The sequence below is a fragment of the Allobacillus halotolerans genome, assembly GCF_018967645.1.
Taxonomy (GTDB): domain Bacteria; phylum Bacillota; class Bacilli; order Bacillales; family Alkalibacillaceae; genus Allobacillus; species Allobacillus halotolerans.
Map to the genome: position 1 here is coordinate 258,105 of NZ_JAHLZF010000001.1, position 18,139 is coordinate 276,243.

An 18,139-nucleotide genomic window follows, 5' to 3' on the forward strand; every position below is an offset into this window, starting at 1 on the left:
AATTATATAGTATAACCATATTTACTCCATCATCAAAAAAGCTCTCACCAAAGCAGCAAAGTGCTTTGAAGAGAGCTTATAAAACATGGTCATTTTTTCATTTTATTTAGCGTCTTCATAACGCTTGCTTACTTCATCCCAGTTCACAACGTTCCAGAATGCTTTAATGTAATCTGGACGACGGTTTTGATAGTTCAAGTAGTAAGCATGCTCCCAAACATCCAAGCCAAGGATCGGTGTTTTACCTTCCATTACTGGTGTATCTTGGTTTGGTGTAGAAGTAATTTCTAATTCTCCATTATTTACAATTAACCATGCCCAGCCAGAACCGAAACGACCTGCTGCAGCATTTGCGAATTCATCTTGGAATGCTGAAAAGCTACCGAATTTTTCGTTGATCTTATCAGCTAATTCGCCACTTGGTTCTCCTCCACCATTTGGGGATAGAACTGTCCAGAATAGTGAGTGGTTCGCATGTCCACCACCATTGTTTCTTACTGCTGTTTGAATATCACTTGGTAGAGAGTTAAGATCTTTTAATAACTCATCCAATGATTTGTCTTGAAGGTCAGAATGCCCCTCTAAGGCAGCATTTAATTTCGTCACATAGGTGTTATGGTGCTTCGTGTGGTGAATGTTCATTGTTTCTTTGTCGATGTGTGGCTCTAGTGCATCATATGCGTATGGTAATTCTGGTAATTCAAAAGCCATGATGAAATTCCTCCTTCAAATAATTTAATCCATGGAAATCACAATGAATTTCCCTCCACCATTAAGGGTATCAAGGCTTAGAGCTTCCTGCAAGTTTTATGCATTGCCTAAAATGTTAAATCCTTGTCATTCTTTATTAGCGATTCAGCCTTTATCTCATGATAAAATAGAATTAAACAAACGTTTAGGGAGATTCGATCCGTAATGAATGTAAAACAAATCATCCGCGAACAAAAAAATAAACTGATGTGGATTTTATTATTCAGTATTCTGCTAGGTGCGATCATTGTCTTCCAAGCTTATTTAATCGTTGAAATCATTCATACAATTTTTCTGGAAAACCAACCATTCGAATCTGTCGTGACATTACTTTCACTCCTATTCATCCTCCTGCTTGGTCGCGCACTTTTTATTCATTTCATTGGTTCAGTCAGTCTGAAGCTCGGATTTCAGGCTAAGAAAAAAATCAGGAACCGATTATTGGACCATTTTTCAACCAAATCTCTAACACCAACTAACGAAGACCAATCTGGCAAAAAAATTGGCCTGATGCTGGATACAGTGGATGAGATCGATCCTTATTTTAGTGAATACTTGCCTAAAGTCATTCAAGCATCGACCATTCCCATCATCCTCCTTGGGGTCATTTTCTATTTTAACTATCCATCTGGATTAATCATTTTATTTACCGCGCCTTTTATTCCTTTATTTATGGCGATCATTGGTATGAAAACAAGGGATAAATCAGAAGAGCAAATTGAACAAATGAATGCATTTTCAGCGCAATTTCTCGATACTCTCCAAGGATTGAAAACATTAAAGTTATTCGGTAAGGCTAAACAATCCGAATCAAAGATCGAAACGAGCACGTTGGGATTTCGCGATGCCACGATGGATGTTTTAAAAGTCGCATTCGCCTCAGCGTTTATGATGGAGTTAATATCCATGTTAAGCATGGGACTTATTGCTTTGGAAGTATCTTTCCGTATGATTGTATTCGATTCCATTACATTCCATACAGCCTTTTTCGTTCTTTTGTTGGCTCCAGAATTTTATGTACTTTTGAAGGAGTTAAGCAGTGCTTTCCATTCCGGTCGGGAAAGTTTGACTGCTATTAAAAAAATAAATGAAGAGATTTCCACGGATGCAAATGATGTCAGCTGGGGAACCCAAAAGTTGCAGACAGGCTCTCCATCCTCCATCCAATTAAATAATGTTGACATGCAATATCCAAATGACGGTTTCATGCTTGGCCCAATCAATCTTCATATTGATCCGTATGAAAAAATAGCTTTGATCGGTGAAAGTGGATCGGGAAAAACGACCTTATTCCATCTGTTGGCTGGTTTGATGGAACCACAGTCAGGGACGATCTATTTGGATGGCTATTCAAAGGCTGATGTCGATTCATCTTCTTGGTTTCGTCAACTGGGATATCTATCGCAGGACCCTTATATATTTGCCGGAACGATTGCAGAAAATATCTCTCTCGGAACAGACAAGTTCGTCAGTGATCAGGAAATATGGCGCGTATTAAATCAAGTGAAACTCGATACCCTCGTATCTACATTAGAACACGGCATCCATACAACGATCGGTGAAGGTGGACGAGGTCTATCGGGCGGTGAAAAACAACGGTTAGCACTTGCACGAATTTTAATTAAACAACCTTCGATTTTATTATTCGATGAACCAACAACTGGACTTGATCTGAAAACGGAAAAAGTCATCCAAAATAGCTTGGAGCAGTTAACTGAAAAAATGACAGTCATTACAATCGCACATCGAATAAAAACAATCCAATCCAGCGACCGCATTTGGATTATGGAAGAAGGAAAAATTGTAGCAGATGGTACACATAAAGAGTTGGAACATTCCAATGAGTTCTATCAGAGCTTAATTACACCAATAAGAAAGGAGAACATGGAATGACAAATTTACGTGTTGTAATTAACGAAATTTTGAAAGAAAAAAAAGATGTTCTTCTTTCTGTATTGTTTGGATTCATTGCTGGTATGGCAGCGATTGGTTTATTTTCAGCGAGTGGTTATTTACTATCCAAAGCCGCAATTGGCGTACCGCTTACAGCATTAACTGTAGTAATTGCAATCGTCAAATTGCTCGGAGTGACAAGAGCGTTTAGTCGCTATGGCGAACGTTATTATTCACACCGTGCAAGTTTTACTGTTCTCGGTCATATCCGCAAAACATTTTATCGAAGACTGGACCAGTCATTCTCAACCCTCATGCAAAAATATCAATCCGGTGACTTGCTCTCGCGTATGGTGGGTGATATTGAATCGTTACAAACCTATTTCTTACGGGTATTATATCCACCGATGTTGCTCTTTTTTATTTTCTTGACGACGATTTTCTTTGCATCCTTTTTTTCATTTTGGGTTGCTGCAATTTTGTTTATTGGGTTTATACTACAAATTCTAGTCTTGCCCACCCTCTTTTATTGGTGGCTGATGAAAACCAAGTCAACGGTGCGTATGGATAGAACTACATTGTCTAACGATGCAGGCGAATACTTTTTCGGATACAAAGAGTTGAAAATTTTTCAACACGAAAAAACACAGAAAAACGCATTGATCAAAGCGAGCGATCAATATGAACGATCATCTTTCAATCAAAAAAGGAAAGAAAGGCTTCATCAAACCATTTACACATGGGTCGGCTATTTTATCATTTGGCTTGTGTTGGCAGCAGGTGCCTATTTTGTATCAGATGGTGACTTGAACGGGATTTATTTAGCTGTATTTTTATTGCTATCGATCACACTGTTTGAAAACAGTGAAGTGTTAAGTGCCTTGCCGATTCATCTAGCAAACAGTCAGGAAGTTAGTGAACGTTTAAGTGAAGTGGAACCAACAGGTCATGAAGATATGAAAACAACAGTGTCCTCTCTTGGTTCATTACAAATGGAACAGCTGACTTTCAGTTATCCCAATGCCCTATCACCTGCTCTACTTGATGTAAGTTTTATTTTAAATAGAGGCAGTAAAACAGCTATTGTTGGGCCTAGTGGTTCAGGTAAATCAACGATTATTGACTTAGTTCTCGGTATCGAATCTACACAAGACGGACGCATACTATGGAATAACGAACTGGTTGAAAAGCTTGAACCTAGCTCATTATGGAAGCATTCAAATGTAGTATTACAAGAAAGTCATTTCTTTTACGGGACTGTTCGTGATAATCTATTTGCTGATTCAACTCACACAGATGCCGATATGCTCAAGGTCCTCGAACGGGTGAACCTATCTTATTTGGATCTCGATTCGCTTGTATTGGAAAAGGGCAGTAATTTATCCGGTGGGGAAAAACAACGACTAGCAGTTGCTAGAACACTATTGAAGCCAGAGGCTGAGCTTTGGTTGCTAGATGAACCGACTTCAAGTTTAGATACGAAAAATAAAGATAATATCTACCGACAACTTTGGAATGAAACAGAAGATAAAACCATGCTATTGATTACACATGAATTAACTCACTTAGAAGACATGGACCAAATCATCGTTTTACAAGAGGGTAAAATCGTTGAATCAGGAACCTATGAAGAGCTCATGAAGCGTCAAGGTGAATTTTTCCAAATGAAACAGATTGAAGACTCTGTCTTACTATAAGTACAATCGGTAGCCAAACGGTTTGGTGCGCTACCCCCGAATAGACACACTCAAATCAGGGGTAGAACATAAAAAAAGTGCGCTACCCCCGAATAGACGCACTCAAATCGGGGGTAGAGCATAAAAAAAGTGCGCTACCCCCGGATAGACGCGCTCAAATCAGGGATAGAGCATAAAAAAAGTGCGCTACCCCCGGATAGACGCGCTCAAATCAGGGGTAGAACATAAAAAAAGTGCGCTACCCCCGGATAGACGAACTCAAATCAGGGGTAGGGCATAAAAAAAAGTGCGCTACCCCCGAATAGACAAACACCCCAGTTAGGATTGTCGCGCTGCCAACCTGACTGGGGTGTTTGCATTTTCCTTTATCTTATTCATCTGTTATATATGATCATTATTCATCCTCATATAAAGAAGGGCTCTCTCTTAATACGACCCAAAAAGCTAAGATAATCGATCCGATCAACACAACCGGTGGTGCATATATAATTAGTAATTCTTCCATATGAATCACCTCAACTATTTATCGCCTTGGATATATCTCTTATCGAATAGAAATAACTTGAATACTAAATACAATGATGGAACAAGCATGACAAAGCCTAAAATGAATACGACGATCAATGATATTGCCATTGTTTCATTTGTAAATCCATCATGTACGGTTAAGTGAGGATAGAGTAAATAAGGATACTTTGAAATACCGTAAGCGTAAAAAGCAAATGCGAACTGCCCGAATAACAAAGTTACTGACCAGCCATAATTTTTCTTTTTGATAAGAAAATATACAGAACCAATAAAGAGTACAAAAGAAATAGCAAACATCCACCATAAATCAAAGATCAATTCTAAATGATCTGGATTATGCCAACGTAATTCGTATATGATTCCACCCGCGGTTATAATCAATGGCACAGCCCAAATTAAAGCGTATTTTCGCATTAAATTGGTTGCTTCAATATCTCCAGCCTTATCTGCATACCACGTCAGAAAAACGGCTGATATATACAATACAGCTACTACGGCTAAAATCACGATACTCCATGTCAATGGACTCGTAAATAGTGTCCAATAGTCCAAAACAGGTCCAGACTCAGTAATTTCAATGAATCCCCCTTCTGAAATCGCGAAAACGACAGAAAGTGATGCAGGAAATACTAAACCTGACGCCCCGTACATAAACGCATATCCGTTATGGCCTGTTGGTCCATAGGTTTCGAAAGCATAGTAAGAACCGCGTATCGCTAGTAAGATCAAAGCGATGCTGACAGGAACTAGTAGTACACTCCCATAATAGTAAGCTGTTGATGGAAAAAACCCGACGATTCCTACGAAGAAAAATACTAGGAAAACATTCGTGATTTCCCATACTGGCGAAAGATAACGTTGGATGACCTTCGTCAAAATATGTTCCTTGCCAGTTAATTTACTATAAGCATTGAAGAACCCTGCACCGAAATCTATGGAGGCGATCATCACATATCCAAATAAAAATGTCCATAAAACAGCCATTCCTAAAATCTCATAGCTCATCGACCCTCACCACCTTGTAATGATGCTAGATCTTTTTCTACTGGGTTTTGTTTAAACATACGCGTGAGCACAACGACGACACCGATACCTAGTACTAGGTACAGAATCGCAAACAATACGAACATCAATCCGACATGATCACTTTGTGTTGCCGCTTGGTCTACCGTCATAAAACCTCTTAAGATCCATGGCTGTCTTCCAAATTCAGCTAGCCACCATCCTGATTCGATCGCTATCATAGATAAAGGGCCACCTAGCAAAATACAAAATCGAAACCATTTTTGTCGGATCCAATTCCAGTTGTAACGTGTTCCTATTACATAAATCAACCCTAAGAAAATCATCAATGAGCCAATCGTAATCATAATGTCGAAGAAATAGTGAATGAACAAAGGTGGTTGCTCTTCTTCCGGGAATTCATTTAACCCTATCACTTCAGCAGATGGATTATTAAACGCTAAAATACTTAGCGCATATGGTATTTCAAGCGCATAGCGGACGTTTTGATCGTCATCCAATATGCCCATATATATGAGTGGTGCTTCTGTTTCTGTTTCAAAGTGCCATTCTGCTGCAGCTAACTTTTCTGGTTGGTGCTCTGCCAAGTACTTACCAGAAAAGTCTCCGAGTAATGCTGATGCAATTGCAAATACTAAACCAACTTTCATCGTCAAGTGCAAGCCTTTTTTATGATATGTTTGTTTCGAACCACGCAATAAGTGAAAGGCAGCGATTGAAGCCAAAATAAATGCTGAAGTCATGAACGCCGTAGCGACAACGTGCGTCACTTTTGTCCAAGTTGCAAGGTTGAACATTGCCATCAATGGATTCACGCTTGTTAACTGTCCATTAACAATTTCAAACCCTTCTGGCATGTTCATAAACGCATTGACCGTTGTTATAAAGAATGCCGACATTGCAGCTCCTATAGCAACTGGAACGAGTAATAATAAATGTTTTTTAGGATTTTCAAAGCGATCCCAAGTATATAGATATATACCTAAGAATATTGCTTCGAAGAAAAAAGCGAATACTTCCATGAATAAAGGTAAGGCAATCACATGCCCGGCTAATTCCATGAACCTTGGCCAAAGAAGACTTAATTGCAAGCCAATCGCCGTTCCTGTAACTACACCTACAGCTACAGTTACAACAAATCCTTTGGCCCATCTTCTTGCCATTAATAGATAATGAGGGTCATTTCGTTTTATGCCGATCCACTGTGCAATCATAATCATTAAAGGTACGCCAACACCAATCGTCGCAAAGATAATATGAAAGCTTAGCGTCAACATGGTAAGCATTCGACTTCCAAATACCGGATCATCAAATAACATGTTTCTCCCCCCATGAAGTAATATCATGTATCAATTACTATTATACCCTATCTGTTCTTGACTAAAGCTTATATCTATGAAGGTTATATGGCTTTATTATGTACTATTTGTGAATGAATCTCATTTTGCTGAAACAAATAATAATTACATTTTATGTATTTTGAATCTATTAAAATGATGGAAACTGTCTTGATATTCTTGACATTTCCTCAATAACATTAAAACAAACCTTTGTTGAATGAACAAAACAAAAACAGACCTCTTAAGAGTGAAATACTCATAGAGGCCTGTTAGATATCTACAATGTTGCATGATCAGGACGATTATTGATAAATAGCGACAAAACAAAACCAATGAGAGAGATTATGGCTGCTACGTAGAAGGATACAACTACACCATTAATTTCACCGGCGACTCCAGCATTCGGTGTAATCTGGTGTGTCATGACAGAAACGAGCAAAGCTGTTCCAACCGCGCCTGATATTTGGCGGAACGTATTATTCATTGCCGTACCATGTGGCAAGTATTTTTCAGGTAAAACATTCAGCCCAGCTGTTGTTGAAGGCATCATAATCATCGCGATGGAAAGCATCCGCAATGTGTTAGATACAGTTAAATATAAAAACGACGTGGACTCATCTAGATTTGTAAACAACAACGTTGTGAGAAAGAGGCCTAGCGAACCAATGATTAACAACCAACGCGGCCCAAACTTGTCGAATAACGTTCCTGTCACAGGATTCATGAGTCCCATTAAAATTGCTCCAGGCATCAACATGAGGCCTGATTCCAACGGTGAGAAGCCTAGCATATCTTGCATAAAGATTGGTAGTATGATCGCTCCGCCTATCATTGACATAAACGAAACCATACCAATCGCTGTCGCAATCGTAAAGGTTTTAAATTTAAAAATTCGAAACTGTAAAATTGGCGTTTCCATTCGTAATTGTAAACGAATGAAAAAGAATAAAGTGATTGAACCCACTACTATTGAAATAATGGTTTCTGTCGCTAACCAACCAGCATCTCCTGCTACACTGAAGCCATAAAGTAATCCGCCGAATCCAAGTGTAGACAAAATAATTGATGGTATATGAACGGATGGGTATGTTTGTTTTGTTATGTTTTTTAAAATAAAGTAAGCAACAATCATATCGAAGATCGCGATTGGTAAGACAATATAAAACAAAATACTCCAATGATGATTTTCAACAAGGTAACCGGATAATGTCGGTCCAATTGCTGGTGCAAAAGCAATGATTAGACCAAAATACCCCATCGCTTTTCCTCGTTTATCAATCGGGAAAATTAAAAAGAGTATGGTTTGCATCAACGGCATGATAATTCCAGCGCCCGAAGCCTGAAATACTCGGCCGACAAGGAGAATTTCAAAACTCGGTGCAATTGCACATAATAAGGACCCAAACGCAAAAAGACCCATTGCCGACAAAAAGAGTCCGCGTGTTGTAAATCGTTCAATCAAAAAAGCAGTAACAGGAATCATAATCCCATTAACGAGCATGAAAATGGATTGAAGCCATTGACCTAAATCCGCTTCAATCTCTAAGTCCCTCATTATATAGGGTAACGCCGTACCTAGTAACGTTTGATTTAAAATTGCTACAAAAGCTCCAGATAATAATGCGATCATCAAAGGAACTTTTTTTATTTTACTTCTTTCTTCATCTGTCATGGTGGACCTTCCTTCTATCTTCACAAATTAAATATTAGTATAACAACTTAGTAACCCGAAATAAATAGATATGATTAATAATATTATTTATAAAATTTCCTCGCATAATAGCTCATATTCATGTTAAAAAACAAAAACTCTAAAAGTCATCTGACTTTTAGAGTTTTTGTTTTATGTATGGCGGAGGAGGAGGGATTCGAACCCCCGCGGGCCGCAAAGCCCCTGGCGGTTTTCAAGACCGCTCCCTTCAGCCGAACTTGGGTACTCCTCCAAAGAGTAAATGGTGGACCCTGCAGGACTCGAACCTGCGACCGATCGGTTATGAGCCGATAGCTCTAACCAGCTGAGCTAAGGGTCCTAAGTATTTAATGGGGCGACCGGTGGGAATCGAACCCACGAATGCCGGAGCCACAATCCGGTGCGTTAACCACTTCGCCACGACCGCCATATGTAAAATGTTTAATTCATAAAAAATAGCGGCGGAGGGAGTCGAACCCACGACCTCACGGGTATGAACCGTACGCTCTCGCCAGCTGAGCTACGCCGCCATATGGCTCCAGCGGCAGGATTCGAACCTGCGACCAATTGGTTAACAGCCAACTGCTCTACCACTGAGCTACGCTGGAATATAATATAGTAAATATTAAGTGAAACACGCTTTGCTTAATATGCTCAGTGCTCGTCGTGTGTCCACTCCTCGTCAAACCTACTCAGAAGATCTTTCATGATGTTTACGGTTCGCTACGCTAAAATTTAAGTTAAATAATTTTGTGTTGAAAACGCACACTCGTCTATCGCGGAAAATTCATTTCGCAATTTTCGACGACGAAATATAATTTATCATGTTCCTTCATGATTGTCAATCCTATCTTGCCAAAGTTTTCGATTAAAATTTTAGCGGATGATATAGGTTGGTCAAAATAAGAATATAACCTACCAAATCAATCATTTAAAGCCTTGCATCTTCATCAATAGCTTAGCTACCTTTATAAAAATTATAACCGCTCCCTATTATAGAAAGCGGTTATTCACAAACATTTCATTAGTGATTGTTTTTAACTTCTTGTGCTACGTTTGATGCATGATCTCCAATTCGCTCTAAGTTACTGATCATATCGACGAACACAATCCCTGCTGTTCCATTACATATGCCTTTATTTAGACGTAAAATGTGGTTTTTCCGATAAACTTTTTCCATATTGTCAATTTCGTTTTCTTTTGCCATTACGGCATCGGCCAGTTCGTCGTCCATTTTTTCGAATGCTTCCAAAGCCTGTGAAACTGTCGAGATAGTCAGATCAAGCATTTCATTTAAGTCTTGCATCGCATCTTCAGTAATAATCACTTTATTTGTCAGTTTATACTCATTTAGCTCAAGGACGTTTTCAAAGTGGTCCCCTATCCGTTCGATATCACGGACAATATTCACGATACTTGAGTGTAACGTACTATCCGCTTCAGTAATCGATGTACTTGAAATTTGTACAAGATAGTTCGTAATCTTCTTATCCAAGTCATTAATCGCATGTTCGAATTGATAAGCCATCTCTGAGTGTTTTCCGCTGTTTGTATTCACGTAGTCTCTTGTCTCTTGCAATCCTTGTACAGCTAATTCGCCCATACGCAACGTCTCTTGTTTCGCTTGGTTAATCGCTACAGAAGGTGATTGCGCAATAAATATCGGATCCAAGTGTTTTGGTTTATAATCAATGACTTGATCCTCACCAGGAACAATTTTCGTTACAAGTACAGCTAATAAAGCGATGAACGGAAACTGAATAATCGTATTCGTAATATTGAACGTACCATGAGCAAATGCGATGGTCATTTTCGGTTCCAATGCCAGCACTTCTTGCATCCAAGAGATTAAGCTTGTAAATGGAGGCAAAAGTATTAAAAAGAGGGTTGCCCCGACTAGGTTAAAAATAACATGCGTTGCGGCCGCTCGTTTAGCTGCTACACTGGCACCAATTGCTGCAATAACTGCTGTAATGGTAGTACCGATGTTGTCACCAAACAATACAGGTAATGCAGCTGCTAACTCAATCGCGCCTTCTGCATGTAACGATTGTAAAATCCCGATCGTTGCAGAAGAACTTTGAACGATGACCGTAAAGATTGTTCCGACTAGTACTCCTAATAATGGAATTTCACTCATCGATACGGTTAATTCTTGAAATGTATCTAATGTTCGAAGCGGTTTCATACCTTCACCCATTAGTTCGAGACCATAAAACAATGCACCGAAACCAAAGAAAACTTGTCCCAAATAATTGATTCGATTGTTTTTAAAGAAGAATAGTAATAATGTACCTACTGCAATAATCGGAAGTGCATACGCAGAGATATCGATACCGATAATGAACGCTGTAACCGTTGTACCGATATTCGCTCCCATGATGACTCCAATTGCCTGTCTCAGTGTCATGAAGCCTGCGTTTACCAAACCAATCGTTAACACAGTTGTTCCTGTACTCGTTTGTATTAATACGGTAACGACTATACCAGCGAGAACTCCCATAAATGGGTTCGTTGTAAAACGATCTAAAATTTCTCTTAGTTTATCGCCGGCTGACTTTTGGAGGCCATCCCCCATATATTTAATTCCGAATAGAAAAATTCCTAATCCACCAATGAATGGGAATATCATTTCTTGAACAGATACATCTCCCATTGATTTCACCTCTGTTTAATTATTAACCCTTTCACATTATGTAGAACAAAGTCGTTTATTGTAAACGGTTAAGGTGAAAAATTTACACAATCTTTACAATCGAGAATAATGGTAAATTATTCTGTAGATCGGTCGACCTCTTTAACTACAATCCTTGTTCCCTCAATTTGCACAATCTCAACCTTTTTATCCATTTCAATCCACTTTCCTTCAGAAACTGCACTGTATTTTTCTTCATTTACTACAATCGTTCCCGTCGGTCGCAAAACCGTTTTTGTAATGCCTCTTTCTCCGAGCAAGCTTTTATATTCGTCATTTAATGAATTGTACCCCGCTTCACTCGTCAGCTGATCATTCAAAGCTATTTTTGACCACATATTCCTTTTCGGAAATATTTTTAATAAAAACAAGCTACTCAAACTACCTAACAAAACACCCGCAGAACTATAAAAAGATGCTACCCAACCTGGTGCAGTGAACCCGATGATAAAAATCATTAACAATAAACCAATAACACCCAATGTACCATCATTGATTAACTTTCCGTCTAGAACCACTAACCCAAGCCCTAATAAGAAAAAGGCCGTAATGGTCAGTAATTGTAAAGAATCCAGATAAAAAGAAAAGTAATAGGCTATAAATCCAAGTCCTAAAATTGCTCCTACACCTTTAATTTTTACAAAAAGCTCACCAAACAAGAAAAACAACCCTAAAAAAGGAATTAAAAACACGAAAAAATTATGATCTAAAAGCATTTCTCTCCCCCGCATTTCTACATGACTAAATATTTTTATTCTTCTCTTTATTTTATATAATAATATTGTAGAAATAAACTAATATTGAAACCAATACGTTTTATCAAGTGTTAATATGGTAAATTGAATCGGTTTTGTGTTATTATCTATATTGGATATTTATTTTTCTAAAGATTAAAGGAGAGTTGTAGCATGCCTGCAATTACACACCGTAAGGATACGAGACCTGTACGTGTAGGAGATGTTGTCATTGGTGGAACAGACGAAGTTATTATTCAATCGATGACGACAACAAAAACACACGATGTTGAAGCTACTGTTGCAGAAATTCACCGGTTAGAAGACGCCGGCTGTCAAATCGTTCGTGTAGCATGTCCGGATGAACGTGCAGCAAATGCACTTCCAGAGATAAAGAAACAAATTAATATACCGCTTGTCGTTGATATACACTTTGATTACCGTCTCGCATTGAAAGCGATTGAAGGCGGCGCGGACAAAATCCGGATTAACCCTGGTAATATCGGTAAAAGAGAACGTGTTGAAGCTGTTGTAAACGCAGCAAAAGAAAAAGGTATTCCAATTCGAATTGGAGTCAACGCGGGATCATTAGAAAGACACTTGCTAGAGAAATATGGATACCCTACAGCAGAAGCAATGGTTGAAAGTGCGCTTGAGCATATTAAAATACTCGAAGATCTAGACTTCTACGACATTGTGGTTTCATTGAAAGCATCTGATGTTAACTTAGCGATTGAAGCATATGAAGAAGCCGCTAAACAAATTCAGTACCCGCTTCACCTTGGTATCACTGAATCAGGTACATTTTTTGCTGGTTCTGTAAAAAGTGCAGCAGGTCTAGGAGTTATTTTAAACAAAGGGATTGGAAGTACGCTTCGAATTTCTCTAAGTGCTGATCCTGTACAGGAAGTGAAGGTAGCAAAAGAATTGTTGAAATCATTCGGCTTAGCTGCTAACGCTGCAACATTAGTTTCATGCCCTACTTGTGGAAGAATCGAGATCGATTTAATTTCCATTGCGAATGAAGTCGAAGAATATATTCAAAAAATCCACGCACCTATTAAAGTTTCTGTACTTGGTTGTGCCGTAAACGGACCAGGTGAAGCGAAAGAAGCAGATATAGGTATTGCAGGAGCACGCGGCGAAGGTTTACTATTCCGTCACGGAAAAACCGTCCGTAAAGTTCCTGAAGAAACAATGGTTGAAGAATTGAAAAAAGAAATCGATATTCTTGCTGAAGAGCATTATCGAAAACAAGAAGAAGAAAAACAAAAACTAAACACGTAATTTTACTAAGACAAAGCCGGTGATGAGAATATACGCTCGTTACCGGCTTTTTGTTTATTCAATTCTAAATAATTGGGTTTACCATCAGTCGGAAAATGACTGCAAACATCGATAATATAATGGCGGCATTTCCCAATATTAAGCTGTTTTTCCGTATTGCATATACGCCCAAAACTCCTCCAATTATAGCGAAAAATATCGTCCATATAAAGAACGAAATCACCGCTACGCTAAGTGCTAACCATCCCCATCCGTGCTGTGCACGTACTTTCATATTCGTTCGTTTATCATATTTCCTTACTTCTGAACGGCTTGATTCGTGAGGATTGATTGCTGGTGCATCCGCAGTAAATTCCGTATCATAATGATCTATTGACTCTACTTCTTGTTTCGAGTCTGTGTTTTGTTCATTGACATGACTGGTTGATGTGAAATCATCCTGGTTAGAAGTGTATTCTGAATCATTATTATATTGATCATCTTTCATGATTGCATGCCTCCACTTTATTTTCGTATCTCTAGTCTGTGTATAAGTGGTTATTTTATGAATGAAAATTATTATTTTCGTCACAATTGGGTTGGTTCGCATGAGACATCTTCGTTGTTCATACATATATATATATATAAATGAAATGACTACAGAAAGGTTGATCCCATGATTAAGCAACTCGTTCGGATGAAGTTAGCACAAACATCACCTAAGGAAATCGTTCAATATAGTCAACGGTATAATATCCCGCTTACTATGAGGCAATCTGAAGAATTACTCGATTTCATCCACACAAAAAAAATCGACCCTTTTTCGGAAAAGGATCGATTGAAAACATTTTCTTATATTGAACAAAATATAGGTCGTCGAGAAGCCAATAATGCGAAGAAATTATTGGAAAACTTAGCTAAAGAGTATAACTTAGACCACTTGTTATAGTTTACCCTTATTGATTAACAATTTTATCTTTTAAATCTTCATCGAAAGCGCCGTTTTTCAACATGTCAATTTCAAATTTGTAAGGTGGCTTTCGGTTCTTTTTATCTTCACCGACATACGGTGTTTCCAATATTTTAGGTACTTCATTAAATTCAGGGAGATGAATGACACGGTGCAATGCCTCAAACCCAATGTAACCGAATCCTATATTTTCATGTCGGTCTTTTCTTGCACCTCTTTCATTCTTACTGTCGTTAATATGAAGTACCTTTAAACGGTCTAATCCAATAATGTCATCAAATTCTTTTAACACGCCGTCTAAGTCATTCACAATATCATAACCGGCATCATGGACGTGACAAGTATCAAAGCAAATAGACAAACGATCATTATGTGTGACGCCATCAATGATGTTGGCGAGTTCTTCAAAGCTACGACCACACTCTGAACCTTTTCCAGCCATTGTTTCCAATGCGATTTGAACGGATTGATCTTTTTCAAGTACCTCGTTCAATCCTTCGATGATTCGCTTGATACCAACATCAACTCCAGCTCCCACATGAGCTCCTGGGTGTAAGACAATTTGTTTAGCACCAAGCGCCTCTGTCCGTTCAATTTCACTACGTAAAAAATTGACGCCTAATTCAAAGGTTTCAGGTTTTGTTGTGTTTGCAATGTTTATAATGTAAGGGGCATGGACAATGATTTCATTGATTCCATGCTCTTTCATATGAGCTTTACCTTGCTCAATATTTAATTCCTCAATTGCTTTTCTTCTTGTGTTTTGTGGAGCTCCTGTATAAATCATAAATGTGTTGGATCCATAAGAAACTGCTTCTTCACTAGATGCCAATAACATTTTCTTTCCGCTCATTGAAACGTGAGAACCTAAAATCATTCCCGTCTCCCCTTCCTCTATTTTCTCTTTTTCCGAAATTGGTCTCTTTTCATTTGTTTTTTAATCCGTTCTTGTTCAGATTTCATTTTCTTTTTATAGCCAGGTTTCACTTTTTTCTTTCTTCTGACTTGCTGCCACGCTTGAGCATCTAGTTCAGATTCTTTTCTCTCACGCTTTTTCCGTTCATTCCACTCTTTGACTTCAACCCATTCACCTTGTTTAATATCCATATTTGTAAATGAAAGGCCGCGTTCTTCCAATTTTCCAATTAAGGCTAAATCTTTTTCTTCATAAAAGCTGACTGCTGTTCCTTCAAGACCTGCTCTTGCCGTACGGCCTACTCGGTGAATATACGAATCCATTTCTTGCGGTAACTGAGCGTTAAAGACATGACTAATTCCAGGAATATCGATCCCTCTTGCAGCCAAGTCAGTCGCCACAATATATTGAAAACGTAACGACTTCAACTCTTGAAGCATACGTTTACGCTCTCGCGGCTTTAGCCCACCGTGTATTAAACCAACTTCAAAGCCTTTCGATATCAATTCATTCGCCAACTCATCCGCATCTTCTTTCTTATTGACGAATACTAATGCGATATATGGATTAATCAACTCTGAAGCCTTGATTAATAAGTCTGCACGATTCCGGTGCCGCAACGGAACCAAACGGTGCTCCAGTTTCTCTGGACCAAACGAACCGTGGTCTACTTCAATATGAAGTGGATGATTTAAATAACGTTTTAATAATGGCTGCAAACCTTTTGGAATGGTTGCTGAAAAAATCATAGTCTGAATATCTTCTTTTAGTCGATACAAAATTTGGTCTACTTCATTGATTAAACCTAAATCAATCGTCAAATCAGCTTCATCTAGAACGACTGTATTCACAGACGCGGTTTTAATTGCCTGTTCCTTCATAAAATCAAGGATTCTTCCAGGCGTACCAACAATTAAATGTGGCTGGTTTTTCATTTTTTGTAATTCGCGGCTTTTATCTGTGCCACCAATGACCAACCGAGCATTCCATTCAACCTGATCATCTGCGAGATGAATTATTTTTTTGACTTCATCAAAAATCTGAATCGCCAACTCACGTGTCGGTGCGATTACAATTTTTTGTACAGATGAATCTGTTGTGTCGATTTGTTCGAATAACGGGATTAAATAAGCATGTGTTTTCCCAGAACCTGTCTGAGATTGTCCAATAATACTCCGTTTACTGAACGACTGAGGGATCACCTCATGTTGGATCTCAGTTGGCTTTTTAAAGCCTAATTGGTGAATAATTTGAAGCATATTCTCGCTTAGTGCATAATCATTAAACATTTTAGTCATAAGACGAATTCTCCTTTAAAACTGCCATCTTTTATTATAAATCACAATAGAATGAATTGCCAACGACTTAACACTTTGTAAAAGTTACTCATAGGCCTTATAATAGGTTTAGAGAGATATTATTGCGATTTGAGGAGGAACCAATCAATGGAAGTCATCAAAATAGCCCCTAGAGGTTATTGTTATGGTGTGGTTGACGCAATGGTCATCGCAAGTAATGCCGCAAAGGATCCAAACCTACCTCGGCCAATTTACATTCTTGGGATGATTGTTCATAACAGCCACGTCACTAACGCTTTCAAGGATGAAGGAATTATTACGTTAGATCAACGTGGAAAGTCACGTTTAGAATTATTAAAAGACATCAATGAAGGAACAGTTGTTTTCACTGCTCACGGTGTATCACCAGAAGTGAAGAAAGTCGCTGAAGATAAAGGTTTGACTGTTCTTGATGCAACGTGTCCAGATGTAACTCGAACCCATGATTTAATTCGTGACAAAGTAGCTGAAGGATATGAAATTGTATATATAGGTAAAAAAGGTCACCCAGAGCCTGAAGGTGCTGTTGGCGTCGCACCAGATCATGTTCATTTAATTCAAACGGAAGATGATGTCGATAACCTAACCATCGATCCTAGTTCGAAAATTGTCGTCACCAACCAAACGACAATGAGTCAGTGGGATGTACATGACATTATGCTTCTCGTACAAGAAAAATATCCACAAACAGAATTGGTTCAAGAAATTTGTATGGCTACGCAAGTTCGTCAAGAGGCAGTTGCTGAACAAGCAAAAGATGCCGACTTAACACTAGTCGTTGGCGACCCAATGAGTAACAACTCCAATCGGTTGGCACAAGTATCAAAAGAACTTGCCAATACAGAAGCATATCGAATTGCTGATGTTTCAGAAATCAAATTAGAATGGCTTGAAGGCTGCGAAAAAGTTGCCGTTACAGCTGGTGCTTCAACACCTACTCCGATTGCCAAAGAGGTCATCAAATTCATCGAGAATTATGATGAAAACGATGAATCGACTTGGTCAAGAGAAAGCCTTGTAACGAGCACAAAGATTCTTCCAAAAGTGAAGCCTAATAAAAAGCCAGCCAAAAAGAATCGTGCAACAATCAAAAAATAAAGTTCCTCACGTGAACGACTTTAATTAATTTAAAGCTGTTTCTATAAGCCTCTCAGCTAGGCTTATAGAAACAGTTTTTTACTTTCATTCGTGAAAAAGTCTCCATCATTCAATAGCTTGTCTCACCTTAAGATATCTCTCCCCCACTCTTCAATCAAATAAACAACCAGATCAATTACGATCACTCACCTTGTGCTTTTTC

The 18,139-nt window shown here is 38.6% G+C and carries 15 protein-coding genes and 5 tRNA genes; 5 read left to right on the forward strand and 15 right to left on the reverse strand.

The window, feature by feature from the left end; all coding sequences use genetic code 11:
• Positions 1–102: 102 nt before the first annotated feature.
• Positions 103–711 carry a superoxide dismutase gene (locus KQ486_RS01365; RefSeq protein WP_144158411.1) on the reverse strand — a complete coding sequence of 203 codons (609 nt, stop codon included), beginning with the start codon at positions 709–711 and terminating at the stop codon, positions 103–105.
• A 204-nt stretch (positions 712–915) separates the two neighbouring features.
• Here KQ486_RS01365 and cydD point away from each other — a divergent pair, with 204 nt between their 5' ends.
• Both cydD and cydC read left to right on the forward strand, forming a co-directional pair.
• Positions 916–2,643, forward strand: coding sequence for a thiol reductant ABC exporter subunit CydD (cydD, locus tag KQ486_RS01370; protein WP_216686560.1), 1,728 nt, complete (start codon positions 916–918; stop codon positions 2,641–2,643).
• Positions 2,640–4,340 carry a thiol reductant ABC exporter subunit CydC gene (gene cydC / locus KQ486_RS01375; RefSeq protein ID WP_216686561.1) on the forward strand — a complete coding sequence of 567 codons (1,701 nt, stop codon included), beginning with the start codon at positions 2,640–2,642 and terminating at the stop codon, positions 4,338–4,340. Before cydD ends, cydC begins: the two co-directional genes overlap by 4 nt.
• 394 nt (positions 4,341–4,734) lie before the next feature.
• Here cydC and cydS read toward each other — a convergent pair whose 3' ends face one another.
• The 11 genes from cydS to KQ486_RS01425 all read right to left on the reverse strand — a co-directional run bounded on the left by cydS (position 4,735) and on the right by KQ486_RS01425 (position 12,332).
• Positions 4,735–4,845, reverse strand: a complete 111-nt coding sequence (gene cydS, locus KQ486_RS14690; protein WP_375713309.1) for a cytochrome bd oxidase small subunit CydS family protein — start codon at positions 4,843–4,845, stop codon at positions 4,735–4,737.
• A 14-nt stretch (positions 4,846–4,859) separates the two neighbouring features.
• Positions 4,860–5,873 (reverse strand): cytochrome d ubiquinol oxidase subunit II, encoded by a 1,014-nt coding sequence (locus KQ486_RS01380; RefSeq protein ID WP_216686562.1) that lies wholly within the window; start codon positions 5,871–5,873, stop codon positions 4,860–4,862.
• The gene (locus KQ486_RS01385) at positions 5,870–7,210 is read right to left on the reverse strand and encodes a cytochrome ubiquinol oxidase subunit I (RefSeq protein ID WP_144158396.1); all 1,341 of its coding nucleotides are present in this window, start codon (positions 7,208–7,210) and stop codon (positions 5,870–5,872) included. Before KQ486_RS01385 ends, KQ486_RS01380 begins: the two co-directional genes overlap by 4 nt.
• A 298-nt stretch (positions 7,211–7,508) precedes the next feature.
• Positions 7,509–8,903 (reverse strand): DHA2 family efflux MFS transporter permease subunit, encoded by a 1,395-nt coding sequence (locus tag KQ486_RS01390; RefSeq protein ID WP_144158374.1) that lies wholly within the window; start codon positions 8,901–8,903, stop codon positions 7,509–7,511.
• Between the two features lie 178 nt (positions 8,904–9,081).
• A tRNA-Ser gene (locus KQ486_RS01395) sits at positions 9,082–9,174 on the reverse strand.
• Between the two features lie 10 nt (positions 9,175–9,184).
• Positions 9,185–9,261, reverse strand: a tRNA-Ile gene (locus KQ486_RS01400).
• Positions 9,262–9,272: 11 nt separating this feature from the next.
• Positions 9,273–9,348 (reverse strand) — tRNA-His (locus tag KQ486_RS01405).
• Between the two features lie 29 nt (positions 9,349–9,377).
• Positions 9,378–9,451, reverse strand: a tRNA-Met gene (locus KQ486_RS01410).
• A 3-nt stretch (positions 9,452–9,454) separates the two neighbouring features.
• Positions 9,455–9,529, reverse strand: a tRNA-Asn gene (locus KQ486_RS01415).
• 416 nt (positions 9,530–9,945) lie between these two features.
• Complete coding sequence (locus tag KQ486_RS01420) at positions 9,946–11,577, reverse strand: Na/Pi cotransporter family protein (protein WP_144158372.1); 1,632 nt, start codon at positions 11,575–11,577, stop codon at positions 9,946–9,948.
• Positions 11,578–11,693: 116 nt separating this feature from the next.
• Positions 11,694–12,332 (reverse strand): NfeD family protein, encoded by a 639-nt coding sequence (locus KQ486_RS01425; RefSeq protein ID WP_144158369.1) that lies wholly within the window; start codon positions 12,330–12,332, stop codon positions 11,694–11,696.
• A 192-nt stretch (positions 12,333–12,524) separates the two neighbouring features.
• On the opposite strand from KQ486_RS01425, the gene ispG reads away from it, so the two are divergent.
• Entirely contained in the window at positions 12,525–13,637 is a 1,113-nt protein-coding gene (gene ispG / locus KQ486_RS01430; protein WP_144087470.1) for a flavodoxin-dependent (E)-4-hydroxy-3-methylbut-2-enyl-diphosphate synthase, read from the forward strand.
• A gap of 64 nt (positions 13,638–13,701) precedes the next feature.
• Here ispG and KQ486_RS01435 read toward each other — a convergent pair whose 3' ends face one another.
• Positions 13,702–14,124 (reverse strand): DUF2306 domain-containing protein, encoded by a 423-nt coding sequence (locus KQ486_RS01435; RefSeq protein WP_216686563.1) that lies wholly within the window; start codon positions 14,122–14,124, stop codon positions 13,702–13,704.
• Between the two features lie 168 nt (positions 14,125–14,292).
• Here KQ486_RS01435 and KQ486_RS01440 point away from each other — a divergent pair, with 168 nt between their 5' ends.
• Positions 14,293–14,565, forward strand: coding sequence for a DUF2624 family protein (locus KQ486_RS01440; RefSeq protein WP_216686564.1), 273 nt, complete (start codon positions 14,293–14,295; stop codon positions 14,563–14,565).
• Positions 14,566–14,572: 7 nt separating this feature from the next.
• On the opposite strand, the gene KQ486_RS01445 is transcribed toward KQ486_RS01440, so the two are convergent.
• On the reverse strand, positions 14,573–15,463 hold the full coding sequence (locus KQ486_RS01445) for a deoxyribonuclease IV (protein ID WP_216686565.1): 891 nt from the start codon (positions 15,461–15,463) through the stop codon (positions 14,573–14,575).
• A gap of 17 nt (positions 15,464–15,480) precedes the next feature.
• Positions 15,481–16,800 (reverse strand): DEAD/DEAH box helicase, encoded by a 1,320-nt coding sequence (locus KQ486_RS01450; RefSeq protein ID WP_144158357.1) that lies wholly within the window; start codon positions 16,798–16,800, stop codon positions 15,481–15,483.
• 147 nt (positions 16,801–16,947) lie between these two features.
• Between KQ486_RS01450 and KQ486_RS01455 the strand changes: the two genes are divergently transcribed.
• Positions 16,948–17,937 carry a 4-hydroxy-3-methylbut-2-enyl diphosphate reductase gene (locus KQ486_RS01455; RefSeq protein WP_144158354.1) on the forward strand — a complete coding sequence of 330 codons (990 nt, stop codon included), beginning with the start codon at positions 16,948–16,950 and terminating at the stop codon, positions 17,935–17,937.
• Positions 17,938–18,139 lie beyond the last annotated feature (202 nt).

Excerpts from the sequence above, each read along its gene's own strand:
- cydD (WP_216686560.1), top strand. The coding sequence starts at position 916 with ATGAATGTAAAACAAATCATCCGCGAACAAAAAAATAAACTGATGTGG.
- KQ486_RS01450 (WP_144158357.1), bottom strand. The coding sequence starts at position 16,800 with ATGACTAAAATGTTTAATGATTATGCACTAAGCGAGAATATGCTTCAA.
- KQ486_RS01385 (WP_144158396.1), bottom strand. The coding sequence starts at position 7,210 with ATGTTATTTGATGATCCGGTATTTGGAAGTCGAATGCTTACCATGTTG.
- KQ486_RS01380 (WP_216686562.1), bottom strand. The coding sequence starts at position 5,873 with ATGAGCTATGAGATTTTAGGAATGGCTGTTTTATGGACATTTTTATTT.
- ispG (WP_144087470.1), top strand. The coding sequence starts at position 12,525 with ATGCCTGCAATTACACACCGTAAGGATACGAGACCTGTACGTGTAGGA.
- cydC (WP_216686561.1), top strand. The coding sequence starts at position 2,640 with ATGACAAATTTACGTGTTGTAATTAACGAAATTTTGAAAGAAAAAAAA.
- KQ486_RS01420 (WP_144158372.1), bottom strand. The coding sequence starts at position 11,577 with ATGGGAGATGTATCTGTTCAAGAAATGATATTCCCATTCATTGGTGGA.
- KQ486_RS01365 (WP_144158411.1), bottom strand. The coding sequence starts at position 711 with ATGGCTTTTGAATTACCAGAATTACCATACGCATATGATGCACTAGAG.
- KQ486_RS01390 (WP_144158374.1), bottom strand. The coding sequence starts at position 8,903 with ATGACAGATGAAGAAAGAAGTAAAATAAAAAAAGTTCCTTTGATGATC.
- KQ486_RS01440 (WP_216686564.1), top strand. The coding sequence starts at position 14,293 with ATGATTAAGCAACTCGTTCGGATGAAGTTAGCACAAACATCACCTAAG.
- cydS (WP_375713309.1), bottom strand. The coding sequence starts at position 4,845 with ATGGAAGAATTACTAATTATATATGCACCACCGGTTGTGTTGATCGGA.
- KQ486_RS01455 (WP_144158354.1), top strand. The coding sequence starts at position 16,948 with ATGGAAGTCATCAAAATAGCCCCTAGAGGTTATTGTTATGGTGTGGTT.
- KQ486_RS01445 (WP_216686565.1), bottom strand. The coding sequence starts at position 15,463 with ATGATTTTAGGTTCTCACGTTTCAATGAGCGGAAAGAAAATGTTATTG.
- KQ486_RS01435 (WP_216686563.1), bottom strand. The coding sequence starts at position 14,124 with ATGAAAGATGATCAATATAATAATGATTCAGAATACACTTCTAACCAG.
- KQ486_RS01425 (WP_144158369.1), bottom strand. The coding sequence starts at position 12,332 with ATGCTTTTAGATCATAATTTTTTCGTGTTTTTAATTCCTTTTTTAGGG.